This is a genomic window from Streptomyces sp. NPDC005492 (genome assembly GCF_040605995.1).
GTDB lineage: Bacteria > Actinomycetota > Actinomycetes > Streptomycetales > Streptomycetaceae > Streptomyces.
The window spans coordinates 191,618-204,568 of the sequence record NZ_JBEXDX010000011.1 but is presented as its reverse complement, the minus strand read 5'-3'; the positions used below and the strand labels follow the sequence as shown (position 1 = coordinate 204,568).

9 protein-coding genes are annotated in these 12,951 nt (G+C 70.5%); 6 read left to right on the top strand and 3 right to left on the bottom strand.

The genetic code is table 11. The features are described from left to right. Positions 1-91: 91 nt before the first annotated feature. A complete protein-coding gene (locus ABZT04_RS18090; RefSeq protein WP_356057577.1) occupies positions 92-1,771 on the top strand; it encodes a rhamnogalacturonan lyase B N-terminal domain-containing protein in 1,680 nt (559 codons plus the stop codon). 39 nt (positions 1,772-1,810) lie between these two features. Continuing rightward, positions 1,811-2,881: a pectinesterase family protein gene (locus tag ABZT04_RS18085; protein ID WP_356057576.1), complete on the top strand. Its 1,071-nt coding sequence runs from the start codon at positions 1,811-1,813 to the stop codon at positions 2,879-2,881. 6 nt (positions 2,882-2,887) lie between these two features. Here ABZT04_RS18085 and ABZT04_RS18080 read toward each other — a convergent pair whose 3' ends face one another. Beyond that, positions 2,888-4,300, bottom strand: coding sequence for an RICIN domain-containing protein (locus ABZT04_RS18080; RefSeq protein ID WP_356057575.1), 1,413 nt, complete (start codon positions 4,298-4,300; stop codon positions 2,888-2,890). 201 nt (positions 4,301-4,501) lie between these two features. Between ABZT04_RS18080 and ABZT04_RS18075 the strand changes: the two genes are divergently transcribed. Further along, a complete protein-coding gene (locus ABZT04_RS18075) occupies positions 4,502-6,607 on the top strand; it encodes an autotransporter (protein ID WP_356057574.1) in 2,106 nt (701 codons plus the stop codon). Positions 6,608-6,698: 91 nt separating this feature from the next. Beyond that, positions 6,699-7,631, top strand: coding sequence for a homocysteine S-methyltransferase (gene mmuM, locus ABZT04_RS18070; RefSeq protein WP_356057573.1), 933 nt, complete (start codon positions 6,699-6,701; stop codon positions 7,629-7,631). Between the two features lies 1 nt (position 7,632). On the opposite strand, the gene ABZT04_RS18065 is transcribed toward mmuM, so the two are convergent. Both ABZT04_RS18065 and ABZT04_RS18060 read right to left on the bottom strand, forming a co-directional pair. Beyond that, a complete protein-coding gene (locus ABZT04_RS18065; protein ID WP_356057572.1) occupies positions 7,633-8,688 on the bottom strand; it encodes a LacI family DNA-binding transcriptional regulator in 1,056 nt (351 codons plus the stop codon). 176 nt (positions 8,689-8,864) lie between these two features. Continuing rightward, positions 8,865-10,442: a carboxylesterase family protein gene (locus tag ABZT04_RS18060; protein ID WP_356057616.1), complete on the bottom strand. Its 1,578-nt coding sequence runs from the start codon at positions 10,440-10,442 to the stop codon at positions 8,865-8,867. A gap of 284 nt (positions 10,443-10,726) precedes the next feature. Here ABZT04_RS18060 and ABZT04_RS18055 point away from each other — a divergent pair, with 284 nt between their 5' ends. Continuing rightward, positions 10,727-11,740 carry a hydroxyacid dehydrogenase gene (locus ABZT04_RS18055; protein ID WP_356057571.1) on the top strand — a complete coding sequence of 338 codons (1,014 nt, stop codon included), beginning with the start codon at positions 10,727-10,729 and terminating at the stop codon, positions 11,738-11,740. Positions 11,741-11,859: 119 nt separating this feature from the next. Beyond that, entirely contained in the window at positions 11,860-12,951 is a 1,092-nt protein-coding gene (locus tag ABZT04_RS18050) for a LacI family DNA-binding transcriptional regulator (RefSeq protein ID WP_356057569.1), read from the top strand.

Here is a 12,951-nt window from a genome sequence, read left to right as displayed (position 1 = left end):
ACTCCGGGGCTGCGAAAGCCCTTTCGCGAAATCGATTCAACTGTCACCCTCCAAAGCACCCGCACCCCCACCTCCCGAAGGAGGCACCCCCATGTCCGGCTCTGTGAACAGACCGGTCCGCCGCCGCACCTTCGTCCTCGGCACGGCGGCCGCGGCCGGTTCGGCGGCGCTCGCCGGGCCGCTCGCCGAGAGCGCGTCCGCCGCGAGCTTCGGCTACACCGACGACGGCTCGAACTACGTCGTCGACACCGGCGCGAGTCTGGTCTTCAAGGTCAGCAAGACGAACGGCGATCTGACCTCGCTGGTCTACAAGGGCACCGAGTACCAGGGCTACGGCGGCATGAACTCGCATGTCGAGTCGGGCCTCGGCGCGTCGACGGTGACCATCGCGCAGTCCGGTACGACGATCCTGATCTCCGTCACGCACGGCACGCTGAAGCACTACTACGCGGCCCGCAGCGGCGAGAACAACGTCTACCTGTGGACCAACAAGGCCGACACCTCGGTCAGCGCGACCCGCTACATCGTGCGCGTCAAGGCCGGCATGTTCCTCAACGACGAGCCGGATTCCTACACTTACGCGCCGACCACCATCGAGTCCGCCGACGTCTTCGAGAAGTCCGACGGCCAGACCCGTTCCAAGCACTACTCGAAGCACCGGGTCATCGACTACGACTACATCGGCTGGACCACCGGCAGCGTCGGCCTGTGGGTCGTGCGCAGCAACCACGAGAAGGCGTCCGGCGGCCCGTTCTACCGCTCGCTGCTGCGTCACCAGAGCGCGGACGGCGGCGGGTTGTACGAGATCCTGTACTACGGGGAGAACCAGACGGAGGCTCAACGCTTCGGTCTCCAGGGCCCGTACGTCATCGCGATGACCGACGGTGGCGCGCCCTCCTCCGCGCTCTACCACGCCAACCTCACCACCTCCTGGGCCGATTCGCTCGGCATCTCCGGGTACACCTCCGCGAGCGGCCGGGGCCGGGTCGCCGGTGTGGGCATCACCGGGCGCGACACGGCGTACGCGTACACGGTCGGGCTCGCCAACTCGGCCGCCCAGTACTGGGGTTCGGCGCGCGCCTCGGACGGCTACTTCTCCGTCACGGGAGTTCTGCCGGGGACGTACACGCTGACCGTCTTCAAGGGTGAACTCGCCGTCTACACCGGGTCGGTGACGGTCACGGCGGGCGGCACGACGACGCTGAACAGCATCGCGATCCCGTCCTCGAACGACCCGTCCAACGCGAGCGCGATCTGGCGGATCGGCAACTGGGACGGCACACCGGGCGGGTTCAAGAACGCGGACCTGATGACGTACGCCCATCCCTCGGACGTACGGGCCGCGTCCTGGACCGGCAATGTCGTCATCGGCAGCGGCACCGAGACCTCGGCGTTCCCCTGCTACCTCTGGAAGGACGTCAACAGCGGCCTGATCGTGTACTTCAAGCTGACGGCCGCGCAGGCCGCCGCCGCGCACACCCTGCGCATCGGTGTGACGACGGCCTACGCGAACGGCCGGCCGCAGATCGTGGTCAACGACACCTGGACCTCGGCCGTCCCCTCGCCGCCCACCCAGCCAAGCACCCGGTCGTTGACCGTGGGTTCGTACCGGGGCAACAACTACACGTTCACGTACAGCGTTCCGGCATCCGCCTGGCTGACGGACACCAGCGCGTACAACACGCTGAAGATCTATGTGGCGAGCGGTTCGGGGACGACCTCGTTCCTGAGCGCCGGGACCTCGGTCGACGCGATCGATCTGCTGGCCTGAGGGCGGCAACTCGCGGGCGAGCGGCGGCGACTTGAGGGCATGACTGATCCCAAGACCCACCGCCGCTCTCCCGCCCGGCGCCGGGCCGCCGCGGCGACCGCCGGTGCCGCGGCCGCCCTCGGCCTCGGCGCGGCGATGCTCACCCAGGCGCACGCCGCCACCGTCATCACCGTCGCCAAGGACGGCTCGGGCCGATTCACGACCGTGCAGGCGGCCGTGAACGCGGCCGCCGCCGGTGACACGATCTCCGTCGCGAAGGGGACGTACGCCGAGATCGTCAACGTGCCCACGAGCAAGACGGGGTTGACCATCAAGGGCGCCACCGGCAACGCCGAGGACGTCGTCATCACCTATGACCGGGCCGCCGGTTACACCGATGCCGCCGGCAACAAGTACGGGACACTGGGCAGTTCGGTGGCGACCTTCTCGGCGAGCGGTCTCACCGTCACCGGGATCACCGTCCAGAACACCTTCGACAAGTCGGCCCACCCCGACATCACCGACACCCAGGCCGTCGCGATCACCGCGCAGGGCGACCGGCAGACGTTCACCAACGACCGGTTCATCAGCCGTCAGGACACCGTCCTCAACTGGTCGCCGTCGTCGACCGGTCAGTACCGGCAGTACTTCTACTCGTCCTTCATCTCCGGCGACGTGGACTTCATCTTCGGCAACGCCACCGCCGTCTACGACCGGGTCAACATCCAACTGCGCAACTCGGGCGCCGCGTCGGGCGGCCTCAACGGCTTCCTGTCGGCGCCCAACACCAGTTCCGCCAAGACCTACGGCATCCTGATCACCGGCAGCTCGGTGACCAGCTCGGCTGCGGCCAACACGTACTACCTGGGCCGCCCTTGGCACCCCTCGGCGGACGCGGTCGGCCAACTGGTCGTCCGTCAGACCTCGTTGCCCGCCGCCGTGAAAATCGCCGGGCCCTGGACGGACATGAGCGGCTACTCCTGGAAGAGCGCCCGCTTCTCCGAGTACAAGAACACCGGCGCCGGCGCGACGGTGAACTCCAACCGCCCGCAGCTCACCGACTCCCAGGCCGCGAACTACACGGCCCAGAAGTACCTGGCGGGCACGGACGGCTGGAACCCGGTCAAGTAGCCGGGATCAACTACCGCGCGTCCACTGCTGGTTGGTCGCTCCGCTGCACGTGTAGGTGATGATCGCGGCGGAGTTGGCGGTGGACGCGCCGGACACGTCCAGGCACTCACCGCTCGTCCTGGCCTTGACGAGGACGTAGCTGCCGGACGTGGTCAGGCTCCACTGCTGGGCGGTGGCGCCGGTGCAATTCTCCTGGGTGACGTTCGTCGCGTTCTCCTGGAGGCACAACGAGCTGCCCCGGCCCATGAGTTCGTAGTAGCCGGTGCCGAGGTCCTTGAACCACCACTTCTGGTTGGTGCCGCTGTTGCAGGTGTACTGGCTGATGGCGACGGACTGCCACAGCGACTGGTTGGCCACGTCCGCGCACTTGCCGCTGTTCCTGGCGATCAGCGTGTTGTACGTCGCGCTCGTCCCGGTGACCGTGCCGGCGGCCGTGTCGATCGACACCTCCGGGTACCAGGACGCCATGGACATCGAGGTCGTGGTCGGGAAGGTCAACGGCAGCCACACATAACGGGAGTCGTCGACCGTGCCGCCGAAGGAGTTGCCCCAGCGGTCGCCCATGTAGAGGTAGGCGGTGCCCGAAGTCCCCGTGACCGGAAGGACGTAGGCGGTCTGCGAGTTGTACGCGGTCGAGTCGCCGACGTTGGTGAAGGCCGTCCAGGGGCCGGTGATGCTGGTGGCGGTGGCGTACTGCTGCTGGTTGGCGCTCCAGCCGGTGGCGCCCGAAGTCAGCATGAAGTAGACGCCGTTGCGCTTGAACAGGGCGGGCGCCTCGCGGTGTCCGCCGACCCAGGGGTTGGCGACCAGGCTGTCGATGCCGGTGTAGTCGGCGGTCAGCCTGTAGATGTGCAGGTCGTAGTTCTCGTTGGCGGCGGAGACCATGTAGGCGGTGCCGTCGGTGTCGACGAAGGTCGTGATGTCCCGGGACATGTTGTCGCCGAGCGGCTGGAAGCTGCCCTGGTAGGTGTAACTGCCGTCCACGGTCGAGGAGACGGCGACGGCGGCCTTGGCCTCGCTGTAGTCGACGCCGTTCTCCTTGTGCATCCACATCACGAACTTGCCGGTGGACGCGTTGTAGATGACCTTCGGCCGCTCGATGTAGGCGGTGCCCAGTTCGGAGGCGCTGGACTGGGTCAGGACGTGGCTCCGGAACTCCCAGTTCTTCAGGTCGGTGGAGCGGTAGGCGTCCACGTACTTGAAGGTGTTGTCGGCGTTGCGGTCCTCGCCGAACCAGTAGTAGTAGCTGCCGACCTTGATCACCCCGCCGCCGTGCGCGTGCAGAGCGTTGCCCGAAGTGTCGGTGAACTGCGTGCCGTTGGTGATGGTCTGGGCCGCCGCCTGGGCCGGTCCGGCGGTCACCAGTGCCGCGGCGAGCACACAGCACAGAGCGACAAGGATTGCGTACACACGTCTCATCTGACGCCTCTCGGAGGGGGGTTCGAGATTTCGTACGGCATCTGTCATGACGAACGCCGAAAAGGTAAGGGTGTGTTACAGGGAGGTCAACGGGTCGCGCGTGACAAAGACGGCCACGAGATTTCTGTCGCCGACTTTCTGTCGCGGGTTTTCTGTTGCGGATTTCTGTTATCGCGGGCCGCCGCGCACGTCTCCCATGACGTGCGCAGCCATACCTCCCACAAGACAGCAGCCGCAGTAGGCGCCCTCGCGACCGTAGCCTTCCTGGTGACGGCTCCACCCGCCTCGGCCGCCGGTTCCCGTGACGCCACGGCCGACGTCCTCGCGGACCGGGACGTGACGCTCACCGGCGACACGGTGGTCACCGTGCCGTCCGGGACGACGACGTACGACGGTGTGTTCCGCGGCCAGGGCACGCTGACCGTGCGCGGCGGGGGCACGCTGGTCCTCACCAAGGACAGCGACTTCACGCTCCCGGCGGCCCGGCAGCGGCAGAAGGTGGCCACCCTGGGCGGCAACCACCCGTACACCACGGTCAGCAACCCGGACCCGCCCGCGATCACGGTCGAGAAGGGGACGACCCTCCAGTACGGCACCGGCGGCGGCACCGGCCTGATCGGCCACTTCCCGTACAGCACACCGGGCTACCAGTTGAACCAGCTCAACGTCCGGGTCGACGGCACCCTCCGTCTCTCCCTGACCCGCACCTTCAACATCGGCACCATCAGCGGCTCGGGCCTGGTCACCCAGCCGCGCAACATGTGGGGCACGCTCGATCTCGCCGGAACCCACCCTTTCTCAGGTGTGATCGACAACGGCACCGGCATGGCGGTCGGCCGCCCCGAGTACCCGGTGGCACTGCCGAACGCCCGCGCGATCCTCAACCAGGGCTCCTGGATCATCGACACCCCGCTGTACCAGACGATCACCCTGCGCCAGAACTTCTACCAGCGCGCGTACGGCAGCGACGTCAACGTGCACTCCCGGCCGGGCAGCAAGGTCGTCCTCACCGGCCAGTACAGCTACAGCGACCAGGGCGGTGACACGAACCCGTCGCTCAGTGACTCGAACCTCAACTGGCGGGCAATCGCACACCAGTTGAACAAGCGCGGCACCAACATCGAGGGGGCGAACGTCCAGTGGGGTGACGGCACCACCCATCGCATCTTCATGCCGGGCACCAAGGACACCGTCTACATCAACCTCCACGAGGCGAGCGGAGTTCGGTCCAGGCTGACCTTCGACTACGACGGTCCGGTGACCCTCGGTGCCCCGATCGGCGGCGGCAAGTACCACGACACCCTGGCCGCGCCCGGCGCCGGGGACATCGTCGTCGCGGGAACGCGAGGGAACGACGTGACCTTCGCGGCGCCGCAGTACTACGACGGGTCGACGACCGTGGAGAAGGGGGCCGTGCTGCGGCTGGGGTCCGGGAAGCAGGGCGGCGACGGCAGGCTGCTGACCGGCACCGAGAGGCGGCGGATCGCCGACGACGGAACCCTGGTCGTGGCGAACGTCTCCCTCCCCGTGAGTCTGTCGCACATCCGCGGCACGGGCTCCCTCGTCCAGTCGGGCACCGCGACGACGACATTGACGGGCACGGCGGTCGCGTACACGGGGACGACGACGGTCTCGAAGGGCACGCTGGCGCTCCGGTCGGGGGCAACTCTCGCCCACAGTAAGGCGATCCGGCTCACCTCGGCGAAGGCGCGGCTGGACGTCGGGACGTCGGGGCTGCGGGTGGCGACCTCGCTCACCGGTTCGGGCACGGTGAAGGGTTCGGTGACGAACGACGGTGTGCTCGCGGGCGGTGTCACCGTGACCGGCGCCTACACACAGAGCGCGAAGGGCGAACTGGTGCTGGGCGCCAAGCCGTTGAAGGTGGCGGGCAAGGTCGCTCTGTCCGGCGACCTGGACCTGTCGGCCGCCGGGACGCACCCCGCGCGGACCGTCACGATCATCGACCACGCAGGGAGCGGCTCAACGACGGGCACGTTCAAGGGACTTCGCGAAGGCGCCCGGCTGAAGCTGGCCGACACGACCTACCGCATCACCTACCGGGGCGGCGACGGCAACGACGTCGTCCTGACCGCCGTCACCGCGAGCAGCTCCTCCCCCAGCGCCCGCCCTTCGTCATCATCGGGCACGACGATCACCGAGGCCCGCACGGCGAACACCGCCCGCGGCGATGGCTTCGGCTGGTGGCCCTACGCCCTCGGCCTCGGCCTGCTCGGCGGCCTGCTGGTCCCGGCGACCAAGCGGACGCGGGGCGGGGGCAGGCGCGGGGGCGGGAGGCACGCCGCGTAGAGAGCACCGCCGGACATTCCACATTCCGGGCATTCCGTTCGTCAGATGGACAGGGATCCGCCTCCATGGCCGTATCGACTAGCGTCGTGACATGACCAGCGACACCGCTCCCCTCCTCGCCGACGCCCTGGCCGCCGGAACGCTCGTCCTCGACGGCGGCCTGTCCAACCAGCTCGGGGCCGCCGGGCACGATCTGAGCGACGAGCTGTGGTCGGCGCGGCTGCTCGCGGACCGGCCCGAGGCGATCACCGAGGCGCACTTGGCGTACTTCGAGGCGGGCGCCGACGTGGCGATCACCTCCAGCTACCAGGCCACCTTCGAGGGCTTCGCGAAGCGCGGGATCAAGCACGAACGGGCGGCCGAACTCATCGCCCTGAGCGTGGAGTTGGCCATCGACGCGGCGGTGGACGCGGGACGGCGGGGCATCGGACGGCCCCTCTACGTGGCGGCTTCGGTCGGGCCCTACGGCGCGATGCTCGCGGACGGATCCGAGTACCGGGGCCGGTACGGGCTGAGCGTGGCCGAACTGGAGGCCTTCCACCGGCCCCGGCTTGAGGTGCTGGACGTCGTGGGGCCGGACGTGCTGGCTCTGGAGACGATCCCGGACACCGTCGAGGCCGAGGCGTTGCTGCGGGCGCTGCGCGGGCTGCGGGTGCCCGCCTGGCTGTCGTACTCGATCGCCGGGGACCGCACTCGCGCCGGTCAGCCCTTGGAGGAGGCGTTCGCCCTGGCCGCCGAAGCGGACGAGATCATCGCGGTCGGCGTCAACTGCTGCGCGCCCGAGGACGTCGACGCCGCGGTCGAGACCGCGGCCCGGGTCACCGGGAAGCCCGTCGTCGTCTACCCCAACAGCGGCGAGACCTGGGACGCCGGGGCCCGCGCCTGGACGGGGAGTTCCACGTTCGCCGCCGGGCAGGTCGAGGGCTGGCGGGCGGCCGGCGCGCGGCTGATCGGCGGCTGCTGCCGGGTGGGCCCGGAGGCGATCACGTCGATCGCCCGGACGCTGCGCCCCAAGACCCCCTGACTCAGGAAGCGGCCGCCGCGATCGAGTTCCGCACCACCACGTGTGTGCCGAGCAGCAGATGCTCGTCCGGGGACTCCGGGCCGCGGCCCAGCGCGGTGCGTACGGCGAGGCGGCCCAGCTCCTCGTAGGGGACGTGGACCGTGGTCAGCGCGGGGTGCAGGTCGCGGGCGAACGGAATGTCGTCGTAACCGGCCAGCGAAACATCGCCGGGGACGTCCAGACCCACCTCGTGCAGCGCGGTGAGCGCGCCCGCCGCGACCATGTCGGTGGCGGCGACCACGGCCGTGAACTCCAGTTTCCGGCTCAGGGCCAGGCGCATCAGGCGGTGGCCCGAGTCGCGGGTGAAGTCGCCGTGGAGCAGGAGTTCCGGGTCGGGTTCGAGGCCGCGCGCGCGGTGTGCGGCGAGGTAACCGCGTTCGCGGCCCTGCGCGGTCGCGTGGTCCGGCCTGCCGCCGAGGAACAGGACGCGCTGGTGGCCCTGGGCCAGGACGTGCGCGACAAGGGCGTAGGCGCCGCCCTCGTTGTCGTACTCGATGACCGTGACCGGTGCGCCGGGACCGAGCGGCGGGCGCCCGCAGAGCACGAGCCGCGAGCCGGCCGCCGCCAGCGAGTCGGCGATCCGGCGGGTGCGCTCGCGGTACTCGGGGGTGTCGGCGGTGCCGCCGACCAGGATCACGGCGGCGGTGCGCTGGGCGCGCATGGTCTCGATGAAGTCCAGTTCGCGCTGGACGTCGCCCTCCGTGCTGCACACCAGGCACAGATGGCCGAGCCGGGTCGCCTCACGCTCCACGCCGTGCGCCATCAGCGCGAACGACGGTCCCGTGATGTCCTCCAGGACGAACGCCAGCGTCGGCGTCCCGACCCCCGCCACGGCCTTCGCACGCGCGTCGGCCACATAGTCCAGTTCGCGCACGGCCCGCAGCACACGCGCGCGGGTGGCCGTGCTCACCGGGTAGTCCCCGCCCAGCACCCGCGACACCGTGGACGCGGACACCCCGGCACGGGCGGCCACGTCCCGGATGGTGCTCCCGTTCGCGTCCTGGCTCTTCCTGGTCATATAACGCCCCACCCCTCCCCGGCCTGTGGCAACACTTCCCGCAACCGGTTTCCTGCGCGGAGAGTAGCAGCGGGTGACGCCGGGGAGGAGAGGCGTGACTCGGCCAATTCGGCTACGTCAGCGGGACGGTGGGCCAGGACAGGCGTATCGGAACCGGTTTCTGCGCTCCCTCACCGTCACGACGACCGCCGCACATCTCCCGTCCGCCGCAGCCGTCGTACGACCGACCGCAGTTCGGTGGCGCTCCGCGCGGGCGTTCCCTCGACGGGGACCGCCGTCTCCTTGGCCACGGCGTCGGCCGCCCACAGGGCGAACTCGGCGTCTCGCGGGCCGGCGGCGACATAGGGGGCGCCCTCGCCGAAGACCCGTACGGGATGCGTGTCGTCCCAGGACGGCCAGCCCGGGTCGCCGTCCACGGCGAAGCTCACCCAGGCACCGTGCATGGCGTCGGCGAGATCCTGGGGCGCGCCCTCGCCCGCGAGCTTGGCGGATTCCGGGATGTCGCCCGTGTCGAAGACGAAGCCGAGCTCCAGGGCGTGGCAGGAGCCGAGGGCGGGGCGGTTGGAGGGCCAGGCGAACTCGTACAGATAGGAGTTTCCGGGGCGGGCCTCGGCGATGCGGTGCAGCGGGTAGCGGAGGAGGTGGTCGGTGACGAGCTGGCCGACGGTCTCGGCGGTGCCGGCTGCGGGGTGGAGGGCGCGGTAGCCGCGCGGGACCTCGACACCGCAGTGGCAGCGGGCCATCGCGCCGACCAGGGCGACCGCGCCGAGCCGGTCGACGCGCTCGTGGAGGCCGCCGGGGACGAGCCACAACCGGTACTCGTCGCGGGTCCAGCCCATCATCAGGTCGACGCCCCGGGCAGCCTCGCCCGCGATGAGCGCCTCCAGCGGATCGCGGGGCACCAGGTCGCCGTCGATGACGATCCCGAACGTGGGCCCGCCGAGGACCGGGCTGCCGAGCCGGCCCACCTCGGCCTGGGTGCGCAGCAGTTGCCCGCGGTCGACGGCGGCGAAGGCCTCGGCGGTGGCGGGGATCTTCAGGCGGGTCGCCATCCGGCGCACCATCCGCCGTACCTTGTCGCGGTCGAAGGCCTCGGGCGGCCCGCTCTGCAGGACGGCCCGCCGTACGAGCCCCTGGGCCTGCGGGGCGGCGAGCAGGGCGCCGGCGCTGATCGCGCCGGCGGACTGGCCGAAGAGGGTGATCCGGTCGGGGTCGCCGCCGAACGCCGTGATCGACTCGTGCACCCAGCGCAGCGCGGCGAGCTGGTCGCGCAGGCCGGGGTTGGCGGGTGCGTCCGGGAAGAGGCCGTAACCCTCCACGCCCAGGCGGTAGTTGACCGAGACGAAGACGACTCCGTCGCGGGCGAAGGCGTGGCCGTCGTAGACGGGGACGGCCGAGGAGCCCCGGGTGAGAGCACCGCCGTGCAGCCAGACCATGACCGGCAGCCGGGCGCCCGGTCCGGGGTCCGGGGTCCACACGTTGAGGTTGAGGCAGTCGTCGCCGGGCACGACCGGGTCGGAGAGCAGGTCGGCGAAGACGTCGGAGTACGGCGGTTTCGGCGCGGTCGGGCCGAAGGCGAGCGCGTCGCGCACTCCGGTCCAGGGCTCGGGCGGGACGGGCGGGCGGAAGCGACGGGCGCCGAAGGGGGGTGCCGCGTAGGGGATGCCCCGGAAAACCGCGATCCCGTGCTCGTACCGGCCGCGTACCGCCCCGTACGGGGTGCCGACCACGGGGTTCGTCTGCTCTGCCGCCATCGCCGTCATCTGCCCACCAGCTCCTTGTCGCGCTCGTGAACCATGCTCATCAGAGCATCACATCGCGTCCCGCTATTCCGGCGGTCGAACACGGCTGGACGGGTCATGCCGGCGCGGATCGCGTCCGCCCGCTTCCGACAACTGATCGAAATGTTTCCGGTCCAGGGGCTCTCGCGCGCCGATTGACCCCCACTCCACGGCGGATCTACGGTAGAAGACGCTTTCTGAAAACGTTACCGACCGTGTTTCTCCTGCCCGCGTTCACACCGCACTACTGGAGGGTCATGCCCAGCGCTCAGCCGCCGAGGGCCGTGTTCGCCATGGATCCGGTGCACCTGCCCCTGCTCTTCCCTCCGCCCCTGATGGCTCGGCTGCGGCAGTCGGCCGAGATCGACCCGGGGCTCGTCGTGCGGGACTTCGCCGACCCCGGGGCCGCGGGGGCCCTGGCCGGGGCCGAGGTCCTGATCACCGGCTGGGGCTGCCCGCACCTCGACGCCGACGTCCTGGCGGCGGCACCCCGGCTGCGCGCCGTGCTGCACGCGGCGGGCTCGGTCCGTTCGCTGGTCGGCGAGGCCCTGTGGGAACGCGGGGTGACCGTTTCCAGCGCGGTCACCGGCAACGCGCTGCCGGTCGCCGAGTACACCCTCGCGATGATCCTGCTCGCCGGGAAGGACACCTTCACCCAGCGGGAACGCTTCCGGCACGCTCACGCGTACCCGACGCCCGCCGAGACCGCGCCGATCGGCAACCTGGGCCGCCGGATCGGCGTCATCGGCGCCTCCCGGGTGGGCCGCAGGCTGCTGGAACTGCTGCGCCCCCACGACTTCGAGGTGCTGCTCCACGACCCCTACGTCAGCGTCACCGACGCCACCCTGCTGGGTGCCGAACTCCTGCCGCTGGACGACCTGTTGAGCGCCAGCGACATCGTGAGCCTGCACGCTCCGGACATCCCCGAGACACAGCGCATGCTGGACCGGGGGCGGCTCGCCCTCATCCGCGACGGCGGGGTGCTGATCAACACCTCGCGCGGCGCCCTCGTCGACCACGAGGCCCTCACCGACGAGCTGCTCTCCGGCCGGCTGACCGCGATCCTGGACGTCACCGAACCCGAGCCGCTGCCCTCCGCGTCCCCCCTCTACCACCTGCCGAACGTCTTCCTCACCCCGCACATCGCGGGCTCGCTCGGCAATGAGCTGGCGCGCCTCGGCGGCATCGTCGTGGACGAGCTGGAGCGCCTGGCCGCGGGGCTGCCGCCGGCCCACGAGGTGCGGCACGCGGACCTCGCCCGTGTCGCCTGATCCACGTTGTCCACAGGCCGTCCGGCCTGGAACAAGCATGGGATACGGTTTCCGGACCGGCGCGGGGGCAGGGCCTCGCGCGCCGGTCGGCACGTCGTCAGGGTGAAGGAGTCGCTACGGTGAGTCAGCGCAGGACGTCGGGCGACACCGGCCGGGCGACGATCCGGGACGTGGCGGAGCGCGCCGGGGTCTCCGTCGCGAGCGTCTCGCGGGTGCTGTCCGGCAACTACCCGGTGTCGGAGGAGCTGCGCCGCCGGGTGATGAAGGTGGTCGGCGACCTGGACTACGTCACCAACGCGCACGCCCGTTCGCTCGCCGGCGGGGGCACGCCCACGGTGGCGATCCTCATCAACAACATCACCGGAGCGGCCTTCGCCCACGTGGCCAAAGGGGTCGAGGGCGCGGCCACGCTGCGCGGCTGGCTCTCCCTGGTCGGCACGACCGGCGACGACCCGGAGCGCGAGCTGGCGTTGGTCAACCTCATGCGCCAACAGGGCGTCGCCGCGGTGGTGTTGCTGGGCGGGGCGTACGACGTCGACGAGTACCAACTGCGCATGGCCCGCTTCGCCCGCTCCCTCGACGCGGCCGGCTCGCATCTCGTGCTGGTGGGCCGCCCGCCGTTGGAGGGCGACGTCCCGGCGACGACGGTCGACTACGACAACGAGGGCGGCGCCTACGCCATGGCCAGCCACCTCCTCTCGGCCGGCCACCGCCATGTGCTGGTACTGCCGGGGCACGCCGGACTCACCACGGCCCAGGGCCGGTTGACGGGCGCGCGGCGGGCGTTCGAGGCGTACGGCGTGCCGTTGTCCCAGGGGCTGGTGCTGCACGGGCCGTACGACTACGAGCACGGGTACGAGGCGGTCGAGGACACCCTGAGGAAGGGGCTGGACTTCACCGCCGTACTGGCGGGGACCGACGTGGTCGCCGCGGGCGCCATGCAGGCGTTGCGGGCGGCGGGCCTCCGGGTGCCCGAGGACGTGTCGATCGTCGGTTACGACGACATTCCGCTGGCCTCTCAGCTCACCCCCCAGCTCACCACTGTGCATGTGCCGTACGAGGAGATGGGCCGGGTCGCGCTGCGCGCGGTGGCGGACCGGCGCGAGGGCGGCGGCACGGGCCGGCGCAGGGGAAGCGACGGCGACCATCTGGTCCTGGGCACGCATGTCGTCGTACGGAACTCGGTACGACCGCCCGCTCGCCGCGGCTGA